We start from the raw sequence: 21,188 nt of genomic DNA, 5'->3' as shown, positions 1-21,188 counted from the left end.
GCGGCTAAAGCCGCTCCCACAGGACCACTGAGGGCAGCCGTTTGGCGTGCCTAGATTTGAGGAAACAGCATGTCCGTCTTCACCCATATCGACTTCGACCATCACGAACAGGTGGTCTACGGCCACGACCAGGCCAGCGGCCTCAAGGCCATCATCGCCGTGCACGACACCACCCTGGGGCCGGCTCTCGGCGGCTGCCGCATGTGGAACTACGCCAGCGACGAGGAAGCGCTGCGCGACGTGCTGCGTTTGTCGCGCGGCATGACCTACAAATCGGCCCTGGCGCGCTTGCCGCTGGGCGGCGGCAAGGCGGTGATCATCGGCGACCCGCGCAATGGCAAGAGCCAGGCGCTGTTCCAGGCCATGGGCGACTTCGTTGACAAGCTCGGCGGGCGCTACATCACCGCCGCCGACTCGGGTACCGGCGTGGCCGAGATGCAGATCATGGCCCAGCGCACCCGCCATGTGGCCGGCGCCGGCCAACGCGAGGCCTTCGGTGGCGGCACCCGCGATGGCGATCCGTCGCCGTCCACCGCCTACGGCGTGTTTGTCGGCATTCGCGCGGCGGTGCGCCATCGCCTCGGTCGTACCGACCTCAAAGGTCTGAAGGTAGCGATCCAGGGCGTCGGCCAGGTCGGCTTCGGTCTGGCCAAGCACCTCAAGGATGCCGGCGCCGAACTGTGGGTGACCGACATCTTCGAGGCCAACCAGCGCCGCGCCGTCGAGCAACTGGGTGCCCAGGCGGTAAGCCAGCACGACATCTTTGGCCTCGACGTCGACGTGTTCGCGCCTTGCGCCCTCGGTGCCATCGTCAACCCGCAGACCCTGGAAGCGCTGCGCGCACCGATCATCGCCGGTGCCGCCAACAACCAGCTGGCCAGCCCGGAACTGGCCGAGCAGCTGCGCCGGCGCGACTGCCTGTACGCGCCGGACTACGCGATCAACGCCGGCGGCATCATCGACGTGTGCTACGAGCGCACCGGCGGCAGCACCGAGCAGCTCAAGGCGCATATCGAAGGTATCGAAACGACCCTCGACGAGATCTTCCGCCGCGCCGCAGCCGAAGGCGCGACCACCACGGCGGTTGCCGATCGCATGGCCCGCGAGATCCTCGGCCGCGCCTGACCCGATCAACCGCGCCGCCGGCGTGCGGCGGCGCATTCCTTCCGTCACACACAACAACAAGCAGGTGACGCATGACCCGTGAAAAACCGAAGAACCTCTGGCTCTCGCGCTGGGGCTTCATCCTCGCCGCCACCGGCTCCGCCGTGGGCCTGGGCAACATCTGGAAGTTTCCCTACATCACCGGCGAATACGGCGGTGGCGCCTTCGTCCTGATGTACCTGGCCTGCATCCTGGCCATCGGCATTCCGGTGATGATGACCGAGATCGCCCTCGGTCGCCGTGGCCGTGGCAGCCCGCTGGACGCGGTGGCGCGGGTCGCGCGCGAGGGCGGGGCGCACCCGCTGTGGCGTGGCGTGGGGCTGATGGCCATGGTCGCCGGCTTCATGATCCTGTGTTTCTACGTGGTCGCCGCCAGCTGGGCCTTCGCCTATACGTGGAAGATGCTTGATGGCTCGCTCGCCGCCACCAGCGTCGAGGCGCTCGGTGGCGTGTTCGAGGCGCACAATGCCAACCCCTGGCAGCTCGGCGGCTGGAGCCTGCTGGTGGCGCTGCTGACCCTGTTCATCGTGGCCAAGGGCGTGCAGAAGGGTATCGAACGCTCGGTGAGCTGGATGATGCCGGGCCTGGCCGTGATGCTGCTGATCCTGGTTGGCTATGCCTACAGCAGCGGCAGTTTCAGTGCCGGGGTGGATTTCCTGTTCACCTTCGATGCCTCGAAGATCACCGGCGAAGCGCTGCTGGCCGCCCTGGGCCATGCCTTCTTCACCCTCAGCCTGGCCTCTGGCGCCATCCTCATCTACGGCTCCTACCTGCCGGACGGCCAGTCGGTGGCGCGCACCACCTTCGTCGTCGCCATCGCCGATACCCTGGTGGCGCTGCTCGCCGGCCTGGCGATCTTCCCGATCATCTTCGCCAACGGCCTGAGCCCGAGCGCAGGACCGGGGCTGATCTTTATGAGCCTGCCGCTGGCGTTCCAGCAGATGCCGTTCGGCACCTTCTTCGGCGTGCTGTTCTTCGCCATGGTGTCCATCGCCGCGTTGACCTCGGCGATCTCCCTGGTCGAAGCCACCGTCGCCTACCTCAACGAGAAGCACGGCATCAGCCGAGCCAAGGCCGCCACCGGTGCCGGCGTGGTGCTGTTGCTGATCAGCCTGCTGGCCATGCTCTCGTTCAACGTCATGGCGGGCTGGACGCCGGGCGGCAAGAACCTGTTCGACTGGCTGGACTACCTGACCTCGCGCTGGATGATGCCGCTGGGTGGCATCGGCATGGTGATCCTCGCCGGCTACTGCCTGCGCAGCGAGGTGATGCGCGACGAGCTGAACCTGCCGCCGCTGGGCTACGCGCTGTGGCTGTTCATGGTGCGTTACGTCAGCCCGGTGCTGATCGGTATCGTGTTCCTGCATGCCCTCGGCTGGCTGGGCTTCGATCCGATTGCCAAGTGGTACTGGATCGCCGGTGCCATCGGTGTGCTGGCGGTCGCCGGAGAGTTGCTGGCGCCGCGGGTGCGGCAGGAGCTGGCCAGAGGGTGATTGGAGTTTGCAGGGCTGTGCACCGTGTTTGCCGGCTGTTGGGCTTGGCGGTGTTCAGCCCAACCTACGAACTGCGCCAGTCGGCGGGTCTGACAAACCTGTAGGTTGGGTTGAGGCCACTCGGCCGAAGCCCAACAGCGGCTACAGGCCCGGCTCTTGATCCTCGTGGGAGCGGTTGGGCGGCACTCCGCTTTAGCCGCGATGGGGGCAGCTGAGGTGTTGCCTACATCGCGGCTGAAGCCGCTCCCACAAAAGCGCTCCATCGATCGTCGGCTCTTCATAGGAGCGAGCTTTGCTCGCGAACGGGGCGCCGCAAAAGCATCGCGAGCAGAGCTCGCTCTTACAGTGCCCTGGCGTCTGTTGGCGCCGGGCGTCAGGTACGGAAACGCCCGACCAACCCTTGCAGCTCGCTGCCGAGGCGCGCCAGTTCGGCGCTGGAGGCCGCGGTCTGTTGGCTGGCGCTGGCGCTCTGTTCGCCGATATCGCGTACCCGGGTGATGCTTTCGTTGATCGACTCGGCCACCGCGCTCTGCTGTTCGGCGGCCGCGGCGATCTGCTGGTTCATCTGTTCGATGGTGCTGACCGCCTGGGTGATGCTGCTCAGCGCGCTGCCGGCTTCGCCCGCCAGGCTGACGGTACGCTGGGTCAGGTCGCGGCTGCTTTCCATCTGCTCCACGGCCGCGCGGGCCATGTGCTGCAGGCCGGCGATCAGTTTTTCGATTTCCTCGGTCGAGTCCTGGGCACGCTTGGCCAGGGCGCGTACCTCGTCGGCGACTACGGCGAAGCCACGGCCCTGCTCGCCGGCGCGGGCGGCCTCGATGGCGGCGTTGAGGGCCAAGAGGTTGGTCTGTTCGGCGACATTGCGGATCACCTCCAGCACGCCGCCGATGCGTGAGCTCTCGGTATTGAGCGCCTGAATCGCCTCGGCCGACTGCTCCACCTCGCTGGCCAGGCTGCCGATCTGCTCCACTGCCTGCTGCACCAAACGGTTGCCCTGCTGGGCTTCCTGATCGGCGTCGCGGGCGGCCAGGGAAGCCTGCTCGGCGTTCTGCGCCACCTCTTGCACGGTGGCGGTCATCTGATGCATGGCGGTGGCGGTCTGTTCGGTCTCCAGCTTCTGCGTCTGCACACCATCGCTGGTCTGCGCGGTGATCGCCGAGAGTTCCTCGGCGGCTGCGGCGATCTGGCCGACTCCGGCGCCGATGCGCCCGACCAGGTCGCGCAGGCTGTGGGTCATGCTCTGCATGGCGTTGAGCAACTGGCCAAGCTCGTCGCTGCGCTGTTGTGGCGGCAGGTCCTGGCTGAGGTCGCCCTCGGCGATGCGCTGGGCGATGGCCACGGTCTGGCGCAGCGGCGCGACGATGGAGCGGGAAATCAGCAGCGCCGCACCCAGGCCGATCACCACGGCAGCCAGGCCCATGACGCCGAGCATCAAAAGGGCGCGATTGCTGCCGGCGCTCATGGCCTGTTCGGCCTCGTTCTGCGCGGCTTCGGCCAGGTCCAGGACGGCGTTGGCCCGTTCGATCATCTGTTGCCGGGTGGCGAGGTTCTGTTCGTGGATCTCGCGGTACTTGGCGAAGGCTTGCTGGTAGGTGGTCAGCGCCTGCAGGGCAGTCTCGATGGTGGCCTTCTGTTCGTCGTCCAGCCACACCATCAGGCTGCGGGCGACGTTCTGCAGCTCGTCGCTGACGTAGGTCCATTCTTCCAGGGCCTCAGTCGAGCCGTCGATGATAAACAGGCTTTCATGGGTGCGCAGGTCGAGCATGCGTTTGCTCAGGCCGGAGGCGGTTTCCGCCAGGGTCAGCGGGTCGCTGCCGCGCAGACGGTCGCCCTGCAGGCGCAGTTCGCGCACGGCGTCGTACATGTCCAGCTCGATGGTCTCGAACTGGTCGCGGGCCTCGCCGGCGGCGCTGCGCATGTCCTCGCGGGCCTGGCGGGCGGTGTTCTGCAACTCGACATAGCGCTCGAACCGGCTGCTGTAGTCGTTCACCGCCGCGACCATGTCGGCGCCGCTGTCGCTGTTCTGCTGCAATTTCCCCAGCAGGCTCTGCACGCGGCCCAGGCTGTCGCGCACAGGGCTGGCGTTGTCGGCGCTCGGAGCCAGGGCGAAGGCGCTTTCCAGGCTGCGGGCCTGGAGGATTTCCTGGTTGATGGCGCTAAGCTGGCCGACCCTTTCATGGCCCTGCAGCACAGCGCGAAGGGCGAGAAAGCCGCTGAGGGTCATGGCCAGTGTCAGCAGCAGGACCAGGCCGAAGCCGCAAAGCAGCTTCTTGCCCACGCCCAGGTTGGCGAACAGGCGGAAGGCAGCGTTAGACATGCAGGAAACTCCAATTATTGTTTTTGCCGCACATGGGCCAGCCGAGCTAGTAGGCAACCGCTGTGCCATGTCGCGCCGCGTGGCTCATGCACAGATTCTAGACAGCGGCGGGTCGGGCGCCGGTGCCAGGCACGCCTCTCCATCGGCGGGTTTTTGCCGATGTAAGGTCTGCTTGTGGCGGTTTTCCGCCAAGCCCTCGGCCGGGTGGCTCGGGTATACTGCGCGGCGCTCGTCGCCAGGCGAGCCGCGGCCGACAGGCCCAGACGATGCCGCCGGACCACGAGTCCGGTGGATTTTCCGACAGACAGGTGAACCCATGCCTCGCACTTGCCTCGCCCCGCGTTCGACCCGGAGCGCCCGCTGATGTCCGAACACTTGCACACCGGCCCGCTCAAGCGCGGCCTCAAGAACCGTCATATCCAGCTGATCGCCCTCGGTGGTGCCATCGGCACCGGCCTGTTCCTCGGCTCTGCCGGGGTGATGCAGAGCGCCGGTCCGTCGATGATCCTGGGCTACGCCATCGGCGGCTTCATCGCCTTCCTGATCATGCGCCAGCTCGGCGAGATGATCGTCGAGGAGCCGGTTGCCGGCTCCTTCAGCCACTTCGCCCATGGCTACTGGGGGCCGTTCGCCGGCTTCCTGTCCGGCTGGAACTACTGGGTGCTCTATGTACTGGTGGGCATGGCCGAGCTGACGGCCGTGGGCAAGTACGTGCAGTACTGGTGGCCGGAGATCCCCACCTGGGCCACGGCGGCGGCTTTCTTCGTGCTGATCAACCTGATCAACCTGGTCAACGTGAAGGCTTTCGGCGAGACCGAGTTCTGGTTCGCCATCATCAAGGTGGTGGCCATCATCGGCATGATCGTCCTCGGCGGCTATCTGCTGATCAGCGGTGCCGGCGGTGAGCAGGCCAGCGTCAGCAACCTGTGGAGCCACGGCGGCTTCTTCCCCAACGGGGTGTCCGGGCTGGTGATGATGATGGCCATCATCATGTTCAGCTTCGGTGGCCTGGAGCTGGTGGGCATCACCGCCGCCGAGGCCGATCAGCCGAAGACGGTGATCCCCAAGGCGATCAATCAGGTGGTCTGGCGCATCCTGATCTTCTATATCGGCGCGCTGACCATCCTGCTCTCGCTCTATCCCTGGGACAGCCTGGTGCAGACCCTCAATGCCGGTGGCGATGCTTATGGCAGCAGCCCCTTCGTGCAGATCTTCTCGCTGATCGGCGAGGGTACCGCCGCGCATATCCTCAACTTCGTGGTGCTCACCGCGGCGCTGTCGGTCTACAACAGCGGCGTGTACTGCAACAGCCGCATGCTCTACGGCCTGGCCGAGCAGGGCGATGCACCGAAGGCGCTGATGAAGGTCAACGAGCGCGGCGTGCCGGTGCTGGCCATCGCGCTGTCGGCGGCGGTGACCCTGCTCTGCGTGCTGGTCAACTATCTGGCCCCGCACAGCGCGCTGGAGCTGCTGATGTCGCTGGTGGTGGCGTCCCTGGTGATCAATTGGGCGATGATCAGCTTCTCCCACCTGAAGTTCCGCAAGGCCATGCTCGCCAAGGGTGTGCAGCCGAGCTTCAAGGCCTTCTGGTTCCCCTTCGGCAACTACCTGTGCCTGTCCTTCGTGGTCTTCATCCTCGGCGTGATGCTGTTCATTCCCGGCATTCAGGTGTCGGTGTACGCCATCCCGTTCTGGATTGCGCTGCTCTGGGGCTGCTATCGCCTGAAGCTGATGGCCGAGCGCAAGGCCGTCGCCCAGGCCTGAGCCTGCTGGTATGAAAAAGCCCCGGTCTAGCCGGGGCTTTTTTGTTTTGTGGGCGCCCTGTCCGGCAATCCAGCAGCCTCAATCGCGGCTAAAGCGGATTGCCGCCCAGCCACTCCCACAGAGCCTAGGGCGTTTTGTCAGGTGGCTCAGGTCTGGAACTGCAGCACCGAGCTTTGCATGCTGCGCGCGACCTGATCCAGGCGCTGCGCGGCGTTGGCCAGTTCGTCCACGGTGTGGCTGTTCTGCTGCGACATGCGGGCGATCTGCTCGACGCGCTGGGCCACTTCGTTGCTGGCCTTGCTCTGCTCGCCGATGGTGTAGGAAATCTCCTCTACCACTTCGGCCGCGCGGTGCGCGCCGCCGCGAATCTCGCCGATGGAGTCGCCGGCCTGGCGCGCCAGGCTGACGCCGTCGCTCACCCGCTGCACGCCGGTCTGCATGCTGCTGACCGCCTGTTCGGTGCTGGCCTTGATGCGTTCGATCATGCTGGTGATTTCCTGGGTCGACTGCGCGGTGCGCGCGGCCAGGTTGCGCACTTCGTCGGCGACCACCGCGAAGCCGCGTCCGGCTTCGCCAGCGCGAGCGGCCTCGATGGCGGCGTTGAGCGCGAGCAGGTTGGTCTGTTCGGCGATGCTGTTGATCACCTGGATGATCGAGTGGATCTCCTCCGAGGACTCACCCAGGGCGGTGATGGTGCTGGAGGACTGGTTGACCGCCTCGGCGATGCGGCTCATGCCCTCGACCACGCCGAGAATCACCTGGCCGCCGTCGCTGGCCAGCTGTTCGGACTGCGAGGAAATGCCCTGGGCATTGCGCGCGTGGTCGGCGATCTGGGCGATGTTGTGGATCATCTGCTCCATGGCCGCGGCCATACTGGTGGCGCTGTCGGACTCCTCGCGCGAGCTGTGCACGATGCTCTGCGAGGCACTGTTCAGGCTCTGCGCGGTTTCCTGCAGTTGTTCGCCCTGGTTGCGGATACTTTCGATCATCTGCCGCAGGTTGCCCTGCATGTCGGCCAGGGCCTGTTGCAGTTGCCCGGCTTCGTCATTGCTGTCGACCTGGATGGTGCTGCGCAGGTTGCCCTGGGCGATGGCGCGGGCTGCCGCGATGGTCTTGGCCAGCGGGCGCAGCACGGCCTTCATCAGGTGGCCGGTGAGCAGGCACAGCAGCAGGCACACCAGCACGATGCCGCCGACCAGCAGCCAGGCGGCCTGGGTGACCGCCGCTTCGCTTTCGCTGCGAGTCTGCGCGGCGTGCTGTTCGATCAGCTCGCTGAGGGCCTCGTTCTTCTCCTCCAGCTCGCCGAAGCTGCTGTCGAAGGCTGCCATCTGCTCGCGTGCGCTCTGCGGGTCGGCCAGGGCCAGGTCGACGATGCGGCTGGCCTGGCCGATATAGTCGGCCAGCGCCGGCTGTGACTGGGCGATGGCCTGGCGGATGTCGGCGCTCAAGGGCAACTGGGCATTAGCCTGCAGGGTACGCTGGAACCACTGGCTGTGTTCCGTCAGGTCGGCACGCACCTGTTCGGCAGCGCTGGTGTCGCCCTGGGGAATGTAGAAGGCGGCCAGCACGTCGGCGCGCAGGGCATCGTGCATCATGTCGCCCTCCAGGTGATTGCGCAGGGCGCTGACGCTCAGCTCGTTTTCGGCCAGCGCCGCCGCCAGGCGCATCTGCCCCCAAAAGCCGATACCGCCGAGCAGGGCCGCGGCGAATACGCTGATCGCCCCGCAGGCGATCATTTTCTGACGGATTTTCATGCTGGACTCTCCGGCTGGCGGTTTTTCGTCAAGCCTAGTCCAGTCGCGAGCTCAGGGTTTTTTCTGCAGGGCGTTGGCCCAGGTGAGCAACTGGATCGGTTCGCGCTCGTCCCAGATGCGTTGCCACAGCGTCAGCAACTGCGCCGGCTCGCCGCGGTTGAAGGGCAGGCGGTCCACCCAGGGGCGTGGCTGCCAGGCGCCGTCGCGCCAGTCGGCGAAGACGAAGCGGAAGGGGTGGTAGCCGGTCATGCCCAGGCGCAGGTCGGTGACGATCAACTGGTCGCCGATGCGGTCGAAGCGCAGCACGCCGTCGGTGAACCAGCTCAGCCGGGCGTAGCCGGGCGAGTTGGCCAGTGCTGCGGCGAGATGGGTGCCACGGGGAATGCGCTCCAGGCGTGGCGGCGTATCGTCGAGCCAGCCGACCAGGGCCTCGTGGTAGTCCTCGCCGTCGATCACGATCACCCGCCACAGCAGGCTGTTGAAGGGCGTCGGTGTGCTGAACAGACGCTCGGCCTGGATGCCTTGGCGCGCCAGCTGCTCCTCGACCCGTTGCTCGGCCATCCACTTGCCGGCCAGGGTGCTGGCCAGGTACAGGCTGGACAGGCACAGCGCTGAGATCGCCAGCCACTGCGGCCGTTCGCGCAGGCCACGAATCAGGCCGACGATGACGGCGACCAGCAGCGGCACGGTGTACAGCGGGTCGATGATGAACACCGAGGACCAGGCGATGGGCGGCATCTGCAGCGGCCAGAGCAACTGGGTGCCGTAGCTGGTGAAGGCGTCCAGCAGGGGATGGGTGATCAGTGCCAGCCACACGGCGAAGAACAATCGCCGTGTGGAATAGGCGGGGTTGGGCCTGAGTCGGCGGGCCAGCAAGGTGATCAGCACGGCCAGGGCGCTGAGTACGAACAGCGAGTGGCTGAAGCCGCGGTGGTAGGTCATGTCGGCCACGGCGTCGCCGTAGTCGATGATCACGTCGAGATCGGGCAGGGTGCCGAGTATGGCGCCGTAGAGCAGGGCGCGGCGGCCTTGCCAGCGGCCGAGCAGGGCGCCCTGGATGTTGGCCCCGAGGACGGCCTGGGTGATCGAGTCCATTGCGTTTCTCGCGAGAAGATCCAAGGCCGCTAACTTAGCGCCGAGAGCGCCCGCTGGCAGCCGGGATTTTCCGACGAAAGATTTCAGGCGCCTGCGGGGTTAAAGTGTCGGCATGGCAAACCTGGAGTCCGCCCCATGCATCCCCGTGTTCTGCAAGTCACCGAACGCCTGATCGAACGCAGTCGCGCCACCCGCCAGCACTACCTGGCGCTGATCGCCACAGCCGCCGCCCAGGGCCCGCAGCGCGGCAGGCTGCAGTGTGCCAACTTCGCCCACGGCGTGGCCGGTTGCAGCGCGACGGACAAGCAGACCCTGCGTCTGCCGGATGCGGCCAACGTGGCCATCGTCACCGCCTACAACGACATGCTTTCGGCGCACCAGCCCTATGAGCATTTCCCGCAACTGCTCAAGCAGGCGCTGCACGAGGTCGGCTCGGTGGGCCAGGTGGCCGGCGGGGTACCGGCAATGTGCGATGGCGTAACCCAGGGCGAGCCAGGCATGGAGCTGGGCATTGCCAGCCGCGAGACCATCGCCATGAGCACGGCTGTGGCGCTGTCGCACAACATGTTCGATGCCGCGCTGTGCCTGGGGGTGTGCGACAAGATCGTGCCCGGCCTGATGATAGGGGCACTGCGCTTCGGCCATCTGCCGATGCTGTTCGTGCCGGCGGGGCCGATGACCAGCGGCCTGTCGAACAAGGACAAGGCCGCGGTGCGCGAGCGCTATGCCGAGGGCAAGGCCAGCCGCGACGAGCTGCTGGAGTCGGAGATGAAGGCCTACCACGGCCCCGGCACCTGCACCTTCTACGGCACGGCCAATACCAACCAGATGCTCATGGAAATCATGGGCCTGCACCTGCCCGGCGCCTCCTTCGTCAACCCCGGCACGCCGCTGCGCGAGGCGCTGACCCGCGCCGCCGCGCAGCAGGTAACGCGTTTGACCCAGCAGGGCGGCCAGTACCTGCCGCTCGGGCAGATCGTCGACGAGCGCTGTCTGATCAACGCGGTGGTGGCCCTGCATGCCAGTGGCGGCTCGACCAACCACACCCTGCACCTGCCGGCGATTGCCCGCGCCGCCGGCATCCAGCTGACCTGGCAGGACATGGCCGAGCTCTCCGAAGTGGTGCCGACCCTGGCCCACGTCTATCCCAGCGGCAAGGCCGACATCAACCAGTTCCACGCCGCCGGTGGCGTGGCCCTGCTGGTGCGCGAACTGCTCGACGCCGGCCTGCTGCACGAAGACGTCAACACCGTGGCCGGACGCGGCCTGCACCATTACACCGAGGAGCCCTTTCTCGACGGCGAGCGCCTGGTCTGGCGTCAGGGGCCGAGCGTCAGCCTCGACGACACTATCCTGCGCCCGGTGGCGCGGCCGTTCTCGCCGGAAGGCGGTCTGCGTCTGATGCAGGGCAATCTCGGGCGGGCGGTGATGAAACTGTCCGCCGTGGCACCCGAGCATCAGGTGGTCGAGGCGCCGGCGCGGGTGTTTCACGACCAGCAGGCGCTGGCCGATGCCTTCCAGGCGGGTGAGCTGGAGCGCGACTTCGTCGCCGTGCTGCGCTTCCAGGGGCCGCGCTGCAACGGCATGCCCGAGCTACACAAGCTCACCCCTTTCCTCGGTGTGCTGCAGGATCGCGGCTTCAAGGTAGCCCTGGTCACCGACGGGCGCATGTCCGGCGCCTCGGGCAAGATTCCCGCGGCTATCCACGTCTGTCCCGAGGCGTTCGACGGCGGGGCGCTGGCGCGGGTGCGCGATGGCGATGTGATTCGTGTCGACGGCCGCAGCGGTGAACTGCGCGTGCTGGTGGGCGCTGACGAGTGGGAAGCCCGCGAGCTGGCGCCCGTGCCCGCGCCGGAAGTCGGTTGCGGCCGCGAACTGTTCGCCTTCATGCGTGCCAGTTTCAGTCCGGCGGAGCAGGGCGCCAGTGCCTTTACCGCCAGCCTGGAAAGCCTGCGGTGAACCTGGCCGAGCTGGCGTTACCGCCAGGTGTGCTCGCGCATCAGCATGCAGATGCGGGCGCCCAGGCCGAGGCGATGGCGCTGCAGGTGGCTGAAGCCTTGCGGCAGGCGATCGAGGTGCGCGGCGAGGCGCTGCTGGTGGTGTCCGGCGGGCGCAGTCCGATGGCGTTTTTCGAGTGCCTGGCGCGTCAGACGCTGGATTGGAGCAAGGTCAGCGTGAGCCTGGCCGACGAGCGCTGGGTGCCCCAGGATCACCCCGACAGCAACGAGGCGCTGGTGCGCCGGCATCTGCTGCAGGCGAACGCAGCGTCTGCGCGCATGCTCGGTCTGTATCACCCTGCCGCTGATGTCGAGCGTGCTGCCGAGCGGGCCGAACAGGCGCTGGCCGGATTACCGCTGATCGATGTGCTGGTGCTGGGCATGGGCGAGGATGGCCACACGGCGTCGCTGTTTCCGGGTAGCCCCCATCTGGCCGAGGCCTTGCACGAGGACTGCCCGCGCCGGGTGCTGGCGATGCAGGCACCGGTTGAGCCGCGGCAGCGCCTGAGCCTGACCCGGCGGGTACTGGCCGGCGCCCGTCTGCCCATGCTGGCGATCCAGGGCCAGAGCAAGCTGGAAACCCTGAAGCGGGCCCTGGCCGAGGATGGTCTGGACCTGCCAATTCGCGCCTTTTTGCGAGCGCCACTGCAGATTCATTACTGCCCCTGAAAAATTTTTCTGCGGCCTGTCGATCTATGTGAATCTCGTTCGACCAATGAATGAGAGCCACCGCGGTGGTGGCGTCAGCACAGGGAGAAGACGATGCGATTCATGGTAATGATCAAGGCGACCCAAGACTCGGAAAATGGCGTGATGCCCAGCCAGGAACTGCTCACGGCGATGGGCCAGTTCAATGAGGAGTTGGTGGCGGCCGGCGTCATGCAGGCTGGCGAGGGGCTGCATCCGAGTAGCAAGGGCGCCCGTGTGCGCTTCTCCGGTGCCGAGCGCAGCGTGATCGACGGGCCCTTCGCCGAGACCAAGGAGCTGGTCGCTGGCTTCTGGCTGTGGGAAGTGGCCTCGCTGGCCGAGTGCATCGAGTGGGTCAAGCGTTGCCCTAACCCGATGCCCGGTGATTCGGAAATCGAGATTCGCCAGGTTTTCTCGGCCGAGGACTTCGGCGCCGAATTCACCCCCGAATTGCGTGAGCAGGAAGAGCAGCTGCGCTCGCGCATGGCCGAGCAATGAGGTGCCTGTGATGAACATCCATGCCTACCTGATTTTCGACGGCCAGTGTGCCGAAGCCTTCCGCTTCTACGCCGAGGCCATCGGCGGCGAGCTGCAGGTGATGCCGTTCGGTGATAACCCGCAATGCGGCGAGATCGCTCCCGAGCACCGCGAGCGCACCCTGCACGCCTGTCTCAATCGCGACGGCCAGTTGCTCATGGGCTCGGACACCATGCCGGGTGATCCCTACGACGGCATCAAGGGCTGCCACATTTCCCTGCAGGCCGAGGACATGCCCCAGGCCGAGCGCCTGTACCGCGCGCTCGGCGTTGGCGGCAGCGTGCAGATGGAGCTGCAGCGCACCTTCTGGGCCGAGGGCTTCGCCATGCTCACCGACCGTTTCGGCGTGCCCTGGATGATCAACTGTTCGGGCGACTGCCAGGTCTGAGCGCTTAGGCAAATGCTCCGTACCCGCAAAAAACCTGCCCAACCGTGCCGGCAAAGGCATATCACACAGTGGGAGCGGCTTTAGCCGCGATAGCGGAGCCTGGGGCTAAGTCGCGCGGCTTGTGTCGCGGCCAAGGCCCCTCCTACAAGAGCTGAGTGCAGGCGAAACCGAGTTAGGTGCCGCTACAGCACATAACGCGATCTGGCCTGCGCGCAGCTGGCTGCGCACAGGCCAGGCATCGTTGAAGACCGGCGTCCGTCAGCTCACCAGTTCCAGCGAGGCTGGCTGGCTGTCGTTCAGGCCGACTGCGTCGAGGAAGTCGTCGCCCCAGCGGCGGATGTCGTTGTAGCAGACGGTGTCGAACAGCTCACGCAGGCGCGCCTGGGCCTCGGCCTTGGGCAGGTTCAGGGCCAGGTAACAGGTCTGCGTCAGGTCCACCGGGTCATGCGGGTTGGTCAGCAAAGCGCCCTTGAGCTCGGCGGCGGCGCCGGCGAACTCCGAGAGCACCAGCACGCCGCTACCGCCGAGCAGGCCCTGGGCGGCAACGAACTCCTTGGACACCAGATTCAGACCGTCGCGCAGCGGGGTGATCCACATCACGTCGGCCATGGCGTACCAGGCGCTGACTTCCTCGAAGGGCAGGCTGCGGAAGAAGAACTGCAGTGGCGTCCAGCCGATGCGGGCGAAGCGGCCGTTGATACGGCCCACCGCCTGCTCGATCTGGTTCTGCAGCTCGTCGTAGATGGTCATTTCCTTGGCCGCCGGCACGCACACGGTCACCAGAGTGACCTTGCCCAGCAGCTCGGGGTTTTCCGCCAGCAGGCGCTCATAGGCGTTGAGCTTTTCCAGGATGCCCTTGGTGTAGTCGAGGCGCTCTACCGAGAGGATCAGCTTGACCCCGGCCAGGTCCTCGCGCAGACGCGTCATCAGTTCCTTGATCTTCGGTGCTTCCAGGGCATTGCGGACCCGCTCGATATCCAGCCCTACCGGGTGGGCGCCGAGCTTGACCGTGCGGGTGCCGGTGTCCAGGGCGGTGGTCATGCGCTCCAGGCCCACGGCGCAGCCGTAGGTGAGGAAGCGCGGCGCGCAGTTCTGCCGGTCGAGAGTTTTGAGGGGGAACACACCGCGTGCCACGTCGACGAAGTTCTCCACCTGGCGCGGAATATGGAAGCCGATGTAGTCGCACTGCAGCAGGCTGCCGACGATCTGTCGGCGCCAGGGCACCACGTTGAACACGTCTGCGGAAGGGAAGTAGGTGTGGTGGAAGAAGGCAATGCGCAGGTCCGGGCGCAGCTCGCGCAGGTAGGCCGGGACCATCCACAGGTTGTAGTCGTGCAGCCACACCACGGCGCCTTCGGCGGCCTCCAGGGCAGTGCGTTCGGCGAAGGCGCGGTTAACCTCGCAGAACACCAGCCAGTCGTCCTCGTTGAAGGTGGCGCGCTCCCAGAAGGTGTGCAGGGTCGGCCAGAAGGCTTCCTTGGAGAAGCGCTTGTAGAAGATGTCGACCTTCTCCTTGCTCAGTGGCACCCGCGCAGCGGTCAGCCGCGGGTAGCGCTCGGCGTCCACCGTGGTATGGGTGTCGAAGGCCTCGCTGTTGTCTTCTTCGTGTACCGCCCAGGCGACCCAGGAGCCCTTGCGGCCGTCGGCGAAGAAGCTCAGCAGGGTCGGAATGATGCCGTTGGGCGAGGTCGGACGACGGCGCTGCAGCTTGCCGTCGACACGATGCTCCTCGTAGGGCAGGCGGTGGTAGACGATCACCAGATCGGCTTTGCCCGGTTGCGCGGCCTGGCGGCGTTCGGCGGCGATGCCGTGCTCGCCGAGGAAACCGAAGTGGGCGAATGCCTCGAGGATGCCGCCGCAGCCGGTGCGGGTGGCGTGCAGGGTGCGTGAGTGGTTGCAGGTGGCCTCCAGCAGACCCTGCTCGGAGGCGCCGACGCAGACGCCCTTGAAGGTGGAGCTGAGCATGGACAGGTCATTCAGGGTATCGCCGGCGGCCAGTACCTGGTCGTGTTCCAGCTCCAGCCAGTCGGCCAGGGCCTGCAGGCTGGAGCCCTTGTTGACCCCACGCGGGAGGAAGTCCAGATAGCGCTCGGCCGAGTACAGCAGGTCGCAATCCAGCGCCTCGGCGGCCTCCAGCAGGGCCGGGTCGGCGGCGCGCTCCGGGGTGCAGAAGTAGGAGCAGCGGCGGGCCTGGGGTACGTCCTGGCGCTCCAGGTCGGCAAAACCGGCCAGGGCCTGGGCAACCTGCGATTCGCCAGGCCAGCGCAGGTCGATCTGTCCTTGCAGGGGCTGAATGGGTTGCAGGGTCTGGCCGTCGTAGAGGCTGGCGCCGACGTCGGCGATGATGAAGTCGGGTTGCGGCAGGGTCGGATCGGCCAGCAGCGGCAGTACCGCTTCCAGGCTGCGCCCGGTGACATAGGCAAGGCGGATTTCCGGGTGGGCGACGATGGTCTGGTAGAGGCTGAGACGATCTTCCGGGTCGCCGGCGAGGAAGGTTCCGTCCAGGTCGGTGGCGAGTAGCATGGCGTGTTTCTCCAGAATGGCCCTAAGGGCCTGGTTCTGGCTGCTTGGGGTAGGCTCGGGGCCTTGCCGAAGCAGCCTTCGGACGTCATCAAGACGTGGTTTCGTTGTGCTCCTGTGGCGGGGCATCGGGCATCAGCTCGAGCACAGTCGGGCTGGTGCGCAGCATGGGCATGAAGTGGGCCTGGTCGCCGCTGATCAGGTCGCTGACATGGCGCAGGCGGTACAGGGTGTAGCCGGCCAGCAGGGCCAGGGTGGCGGCGAAGTACAGCGGCAGGGCTATGGCGCCAAACTGCTCCATCAGCACGCCGACCAGCAGCGGCCCGCAGGCGGCACCGACACCGTTGACCAGCAGCAGGCTGCCGGAGCCGGCGAGGATTTCGTCCGGTTGCAACTGGTCGATCAGTTGCGCCACGCCCAGGGGGTAGATGGCAAAGGACAGGCCGCCCCAGAGGAAAAACAGGCCGAGCAGCAACTTGCCGGCAGGTACCAGAGCCATGGCCATGGCTGTGATCACGGCCAGTGTCACGACCCAGAACATGACCCAGCGTCGGTCGTGGGTGTCGGAGAAGCGGCCGATCGGCCACTGCAGCAGGGCGCCGCCAAGAATGGTGGCGGTCATCAGCAGGCCGACGCCGCCGGCGTCGAAGCCCAGCAGGTTGGCGTAGGCTGGGGCCATACCCCAGAAGCCGCTCAGCGACAGGCCGGAGAGGCCCGACGCTGCGAGAGCTAGCGGGGCGATGGCGAACAGCTCGCGCAGGTTGCTGCTCGGCGCTTCCGGCAGGCTGGGTTGCATCTGGCGGGTCAGCGTCACCGGCATCAGCGCCGAGACGATGAAGATCGCGGCGACGGTGAACAGGGCGAAGCTCAGGCTGGTATCGAAGTGCAGAAATTGCTGGCCGAGGGCCAGGGCACCGAGGTTGACCGCCATGTACAGGGCGAAGATCTTGCCGCGGTTCTCGCTGGTGGCGCGGGCGTTGAGCCAGCTCTCGATGACCATGTACAGGCTGATCAGGGCGATGCCGTAGAGCACCCGCAACAGCAGCCAGACCCAGGGGTTCACGATCAGTACATGGAGCAGGGCGGAGATGGCGGCGAGGGCGGCACAGAAGGCGAAGGCGCGAATATGGCCGACTCGGCGAACCAGCGGGCCGCCGACCCAGATGCCGATGAAGAAACCGGCGAAGTAGCCCGACATGATCAGTCCGAGCATGGTCGTCGAGTACCCTTCAGCCGCCCCCTTGAGTGTGAGCAAAGTGTTGAGCAGGCCGTTGCCGAGCAGAAGCAGTGCGACTCCGCTCAGCAAGGAGCTGATGGGTGCGATCTGGGGCCACATGCTTTTTACCCTAGGGAATGCGGACGGGCATGGCAACCCCGACTATCTAATTTCTGTATATAAACATTTGATTTATAAAGACTAATTATAATTTCGAAAGATCCTTTCCGAGGCGGCTGTCGTTCGCTGTCGACCTGCTGCAGGCGGCTACGGGTTATCCTTGGCCGCCGTTTGCCATGAAGACCGCGCCATGCTGGTGATTTCCAACAGCGTCCATCTGCCCGATGCCGAAGTCGAGCTGACCGCCATTCGGGCCCAGGGCGCCGGCGGGCAGAACGTCAACAAGGTGTCCAGCGCGGTGCACCTGCGTTTCGACAGCCAGGCCTCGTCGCTGCCACCGTTCTACAAGGAACGCCTGCTGCAGCTGCGCGACAGCCGCATTACCGAGGGCGGCGTGGTGATCATCAAGGCCCAGCAGTACCGCACCCAGGAACAGAACCGTGCCGACGCCCTGGAGCGCCTGGCCGAGCTGATCCGCAGCGCCGGCAAGACCGAGAAGGCCAGGCGCCCGACCAAGCCGACCCTGGGTTCGAAGAAGCGCCGTCTGGAGGGCAAGAGCAAGCGCGGCGCGATCAAGGCCGGGCGCGGCAAGGTGGACTTCTAGGGCCCTGCCGGCATAGCCTCTGGCTAACGTCCATTCCTGTGGTGCCCCGCTCATGAGCGATCCCTTCCAGGCCGACAGCGCCGTGTACAAGACCCTGCTGGAGTCGACCAAGGCGATTCCCTGGAAGATCGACTGGGCGAGCATGACCTTCGCCTACATCGGCCCGCAGATCGAACAGCTGCTGGGCTGGACGCAGCAGAGCTGGATCAGCGCCAACGACTGGGCCGAGCGTATTCACGAGGAAGACCGCGAAAAGGTAGTCAACTTCTGTATCACCCAATCGCAGAGCGGCATCGATCACGAGGCCGACTACCGCGCGCTGACTGCCAGTGGCGATTACGTGTGGATTCGCGACGTGGTGCATGTGCTACGCAACGAGGCCGGCGAGACCGAGGCGCTGGTCGGCTTCATGTTCGATATCAGCGAGCGCAAGAAGACCGAAGAAGAGCTGCTGCGCCTGCAGAAACAGCTGGAGGCGTTTTCCTATCAGGATGGCCTGACCGGCATCAACAACCGGCGCATGTTCGATTCGATCATGGATATCGAGTGGAGCAGCGCCCAGCGCACGCGCCGGCCGCTGTCGCTGATCCTGCTGGATATCGACTACTTCAAGCAGTTCAACGACCACTACGGCCATATCCAGGGGGACGAATGCCTACGGCGCGTCGCTCAGACCCTGCAGGAGGCCGGCGTGCGCCCGCGTGACTGTGTGGCGCGTTACGGTGGCGAAGAGTTCGTGCTGGTGCTGCCGGAGACCGATGCCGTGTCGGCGCAGAAAGTCGCCGAACGCTGCCGCCAACTGGTGCGCCAGCTGCGCATACCCCACGATCAGTCCAATGTGGCGCCATTGCTGACCATCAGCCTGGGCGTCGGTACCATCATTCCGGAGGCCAACGACACGCCCCTGACCTTCGTCGAGGCCGTGGATCGCCTGCTCTACCAGGCCAAGCAGCAGGGCCGCGATCGCCTACAGCATGGCCACTGTGGTGGCAGCGAAGCGAAGGCCAGCAAGGCCTAGGATCGCTGCGGGCGTGGCAACGTCGGTCGTCTGCCTCGTCATTCCCGCGTAAGCGAGAATCCAGCGAAGGGCGTGCGCGGGTTGGAATGCGGCTCCTCAGGCGCGACGCAAGCTGCCGGTTTCAGCGCGATGGTTCAGATGACGAGTCGCTGCGCGTTCTGCTCAGGCCCTGACCCAGCGCTGGCGTGTCCAGCCGCTCAGAGCATCCACCGCGAACACCAGCACCAGCATGGCCAGGATCACCGTGCTGGCCTGCGCCTCCTGGAACAGGCTGAGGCTGACGTAGAGCATCTGCCCCAGGCCGCCGGCGCCGACGAAACCGAGCACGCTGGCCATGCGGATGTTGTTTTCCCAGCGGTACAGCGAGTAGGCCAGCAGTTGCGGCCACAGGTTGGGCAAGGTGCCGTAGCAGAACGCGGCGATCTGGCTGCCACCCTGCAAACGGATGGCCTCGGCCGGTTCTCGTGGGGTGTTCTCCAGGGCCTCGGCAAACAACCGGCCCAAGACTCCCGCGGTGTGCAGGGCCAGGGCGAGGGTGCCGGCATTTGGCCCCAGGCCGGCGGCTAGCACCATCAGCGCCGCCCACACCAGTTCCGGAATTGCCCGCAGGCCGTTGAGCAGCAGGCGCACCAGGCTTTGCAGCGGCCAGCCGAAGCGCCCGGCCGCCGGCAACGCGAGCAGCAGGCCGAGTACGGCGGCGAGCAGGGTGCCGAGGGCCGACATGGCCAGGGTTTCCAGGGCGCCACGGCCGATGGCCAGCAGGTGCGTGGCGCTCAGGTCGGGCTGCAGGAAGCGTGCGGCGTAGGCACCCATGTGCCGCAGGTTGTCGCCCTCGCCCAGCGCCGCCAGATCCAGGCCCAGGTAGGCGAACGACGCGGCGACGGCGACGAGGATCGCCAGCAGCAGCGCCAGATTGCCCAGGCGCTTCATGCCAGCCTCCCGCGCAGCACGCGGCTGAGTTGGTCGGCCAGCAGCACCAGCAGGAGGAAGGTCAGCAGCATGCTTGCGACCTCGCCACCGGCGAACATGCGCAGCGACAGGTCGATCTGCTGGCCCAGGCCGCCGGCACCGACGAAACCCATCACCACCGAGGCGCGGATCGCGCATTCCCAGCGGTACACCGTGTAGGAGGTCAGTTCGGCGGCGGCATTCGGCAGGATGCCGTAGACAAAGGCGGCCAGGCGGCCACTGCCGGCCTGTAGCAGGGCGTGGGCCGGGCGCTGGTCGACCGACTCGAAGATTTCCGCGTAGACCTTGCCGAGCATGCCGGCGTAGGTGATGGCGATGGCCAGCACGCCGGCGGTCGGGCCGAGGCCGACGGCACGCACGAACAGCAGCGCCCAGACGATCTCCGGCACGCTGCGCAGGAAGATCAGCAGGCCACGCACCGGCCAGCGCAGCGCCTGGCCGAGGGCGCTCGGGCGACCGCTGCGGGAGGCGGCGGTCAGCGACAGCGCGCGACTTGCAGCCAGGCCAGCGGGAATCGCCACCAGCAGCGCCAGGGCCATGCCGGCGGTGGCGATGGCCAGGGTCTGCAGGGTGGCGTCCAGCAACAGCTGGAGGAAGTCCGGGCCATGCGCCGGTGGCCAGAATGCGGCAACGAAACGGCCCATTTCGCTCTGGCTGTCGGCCTGCAGCAGCACGCCCGGGTTCAGCTCGGCAAGCTGGATGCCCGGCCACAGCAGGGCTACGGCCATCACGGTCAGCAGCAGGCGGGGCAGGGCGGCGGGGTCGCGGTTATCGCGGCTTAGCATAGGGCTGCCCTGAGGTGGGATGGCTTTGTGGGAGCGGCTTTAGCCGCGAATGGGGCAGCGTAAAGGCATCGCGGCTGAAGCCGCTCCCACGGTGTGGCACTGTGCAGCCCGAGCGCCTGTAGAGGCATCGCGGCCAAGGTGGAGTGCTGCCCAGCCCCTCCTACAGGTGACATTCGCGGCATTGGGTTCAGCATCGCGGAATCTGCAGGCTCAGGGTTACTGCCGGTACCTGCGGCGACACCAACTGCTCGTTGGCATAGAGGGCGTCGAGCAGTTCCGGGGTAACTTCGCTGGCCGGGCGGTCGAAGGCGATCTGCCCGTCGCGCACGCCGACGATGCGCGGGAAGTGCGCCAGGGCCAGGTCCACCGCGTGCAGGCTGGCGATCAGGGTGACCCGGTGCGTCTCGGCATGCCGGCACAGCACGCTGAGCGTGTGGTCGGCCAGCACCGGGTCCATGGCCGAGACCGGCTCGTCGGCCAGCAGCAGCTCGGGGGCCTGGTACAGCGCGCGGGCGATGCCGACCCGCTGTAGCTGGCCGCCGGAGAGCTGCTGGCACTGGGCGAACAGCTTGTCGGCCAGATCCAGCTTGCTCAGTTCCTGGCGGGCACCGGGGATATCGACGGGGTGCAGCAGATTGAGCAGGCTCTTGCCCAGGCCCCACTGGCCGAGCTTGCCGGCCAGCACGGCAGTGACCACGCGCTGCCGGGGCGGCAGCGGCGGCGCCTGGTGGATCAGGCCGATGCGCGCGCGCAGGCGCTG

The 21,188-nt window shown here is 66.5% G+C and carries 17 protein-coding genes and 2 pseudogenes; 9 read left to right on the top strand and 10 right to left on the bottom strand.

Features of this window, described 5'->3' with window-relative positions; all coding sequences use genetic code 11:
• The first annotated feature begins 69 nt into the window (after nt 1–69).
• Together AYB31_RS10595 and AYB31_RS10590 are read left to right on the top strand one after the other, a co-directional pair.
• Nucleotides 70–1,125, top strand: coding sequence for a Glu/Leu/Phe/Val family dehydrogenase (locus tag AYB31_RS10595; protein ID WP_068828426.1), 1,056 nt, complete (start codon nt 70–72; stop codon nt 1,123–1,125).
• A 71-nt stretch (nt 1,126–1,196) separates the two neighbouring features.
• Entirely contained in the window at nt 1,197–2,657 is a 1,461-nt protein-coding gene (locus AYB31_RS10590) for a sodium-dependent transporter (protein ID WP_068828424.1), read from the top strand.
• A 373-nt stretch (nt 2,658–3,030) separates the two neighbouring features.
• Here AYB31_RS10590 and AYB31_RS22300 read toward each other — a convergent pair whose 3' ends face one another.
• A complete protein-coding gene (locus AYB31_RS22300; protein ID WP_442961809.1) occupies nt 3,031–3,894 on the bottom strand; it encodes a methyl-accepting chemotaxis protein in 864 nt (287 codons plus the stop codon).
• Nucleotides 3,886–4,077 (bottom strand): annotated as a pseudogene (locus AYB31_RS22295) (HAMP domain-containing protein); the annotation flags it as partial. The gene AYB31_RS22300 and the pseudogene AYB31_RS22295, both read right to left, overlap by 9 nt.
• Nucleotides 4,078–5,334: 1,257 nt before the next feature.
• Between AYB31_RS22295 and AYB31_RS10580 the strand changes: the two are divergent.
• Nucleotides 5,335–6,738, top strand: coding sequence for an amino acid permease (locus tag AYB31_RS10580; RefSeq protein WP_153020700.1), 1,404 nt, complete (start codon nt 5,335–5,337; stop codon nt 6,736–6,738).
• A 146-nt stretch (nt 6,739–6,884) separates the two neighbouring features.
• On the opposite strand, the gene AYB31_RS22290 is transcribed toward AYB31_RS10580, so the two are convergent.
• The 3 genes and pseudogenes from AYB31_RS22290 to AYB31_RS10570 form a co-directional block, all read right to left on the bottom strand.
• Nucleotides 6,885–7,598: a methyl-accepting chemotaxis protein gene (locus AYB31_RS22290; protein ID WP_442961808.1), complete on the bottom strand. Its 714-nt coding sequence runs from the start codon at nt 7,596–7,598 to the stop codon at nt 6,885–6,887.
• A gap of 141 nt (nt 7,599–7,739) precedes the next feature.
• Nucleotides 7,740–8,492 (bottom strand): annotated as a pseudogene (locus tag AYB31_RS22285) (HAMP domain-containing protein); the annotation flags it as partial.
• Between the two features lie 51 nt (nt 8,493–8,543).
• Nucleotides 8,544–9,587: a metal-dependent hydrolase gene (locus AYB31_RS10570; protein ID WP_068828419.1), complete on the bottom strand. Its 1,044-nt coding sequence runs from the start codon at nt 9,585–9,587 to the stop codon at nt 8,544–8,546.
• Nucleotides 9,588–9,722: 135 nt separating this feature from the next.
• Between AYB31_RS10570 and edd the strand changes: the two genes are divergently transcribed.
• The 4 genes from edd to AYB31_RS10550 all read left to right on the top strand — a co-directional run bounded on the left by edd (nt 9,723) and on the right by AYB31_RS10550 (nt 13,196).
• Nucleotides 9,723–11,546, top strand: a complete 1,824-nt coding sequence (edd, locus tag AYB31_RS10565) for a phosphogluconate dehydratase (protein ID WP_068828418.1) — start codon at nt 9,723–9,725, stop codon at nt 11,544–11,546.
• Nucleotides 11,543–12,253, top strand: coding sequence for a 6-phosphogluconolactonase (gene pgl, locus AYB31_RS10560; protein ID WP_068828417.1), 711 nt, complete (start codon nt 11,543–11,545; stop codon nt 12,251–12,253). Before edd ends, pgl begins: the two co-directional genes overlap by 4 nt.
• 93 nt (nt 12,254–12,346) lie before the next feature.
• Entirely contained in the window at nt 12,347–12,769 is a 423-nt protein-coding gene (locus AYB31_RS10555) for a YciI family protein (protein ID WP_068828416.1), read from the top strand.
• A 10-nt stretch (nt 12,770–12,779) separates the two neighbouring features.
• Nucleotides 12,780–13,196: a VOC family protein gene (locus AYB31_RS10550; protein ID WP_068828415.1), complete on the top strand. Its 417-nt coding sequence runs from the start codon at nt 12,780–12,782 to the stop codon at nt 13,194–13,196.
• Between the two features lie 258 nt (nt 13,197–13,454).
• Here AYB31_RS10550 and ggpS read toward each other — a convergent pair whose 3' ends face one another.
• Both ggpS and AYB31_RS10540 read right to left on the bottom strand, forming a co-directional pair.
• Complete coding sequence (ggpS, locus tag AYB31_RS10545; RefSeq protein ID WP_068828414.1) at nt 13,455–15,719, bottom strand: glucosylglycerol-phosphate synthase; 2,265 nt, start codon at nt 15,717–15,719, stop codon at nt 13,455–13,457.
• Nucleotides 15,720–15,807: 88 nt separating this feature from the next.
• Nucleotides 15,808–17,052, bottom strand: a complete 1,245-nt coding sequence (locus AYB31_RS10540) for an MFS transporter (protein WP_068828412.1) — start codon at nt 17,050–17,052, stop codon at nt 15,808–15,810.
• A 190-nt stretch (nt 17,053–17,242) separates the two neighbouring features.
• Here AYB31_RS10540 and arfB point away from each other — a divergent pair, with 190 nt between their 5' ends.
• A complete protein-coding gene (gene arfB, locus AYB31_RS10535) occupies nt 17,243–17,656 on the top strand; it encodes an alternative ribosome rescue aminoacyl-tRNA hydrolase ArfB (RefSeq protein ID WP_068828410.1) in 414 nt (137 codons plus the stop codon).
• A 52-nt stretch (nt 17,657–17,708) separates the two neighbouring features.
• Nucleotides 17,709–18,674: a sensor domain-containing diguanylate cyclase gene (locus tag AYB31_RS10530; RefSeq protein ID WP_068828408.1), complete on the top strand. Its 966-nt coding sequence runs from the start codon at nt 17,709–17,711 to the stop codon at nt 18,672–18,674.
• Nucleotides 18,675–18,836: 162 nt separating this feature from the next.
• On the opposite strand, the gene phnE is transcribed toward AYB31_RS10530, so the two are convergent.
• The 3 genes from phnE to AYB31_RS10515 all read right to left on the bottom strand — a co-directional run.
• Nucleotides 18,837–19,604, bottom strand: a complete 768-nt coding sequence (gene phnE, locus AYB31_RS10525; RefSeq protein ID WP_068828406.1) for a phosphonate ABC transporter, permease protein PhnE — start codon at nt 19,602–19,604, stop codon at nt 18,837–18,839.
• Entirely contained in the window at nt 19,601–20,428 is an 828-nt protein-coding gene (locus AYB31_RS10520) for a PhnE/PtxC family ABC transporter permease (protein WP_068828404.1), read from the bottom strand. Before AYB31_RS10520 ends, phnE begins: the two co-directional genes overlap by 4 nt.
• A 187-nt stretch (nt 20,429–20,615) precedes the next feature.
• A partial coding sequence (locus AYB31_RS10515; RefSeq protein ID WP_068828401.1) for a phosphonate ABC transporter ATP-binding protein occupies nt 20,616–21,188 on the bottom strand: 573 nt, incomplete at its 5' end.

This window comes from Pseudomonas sp. BMS12 (genome assembly GCF_001592875.1).
Classification (GTDB): domain Bacteria; phylum Pseudomonadota; class Gammaproteobacteria; order Pseudomonadales; family Pseudomonadaceae; genus Aquipseudomonas.
Note: the sequence above shows the minus strand (reverse complement) of the source record. Positions and strands in the feature narration are given on the sequence as shown.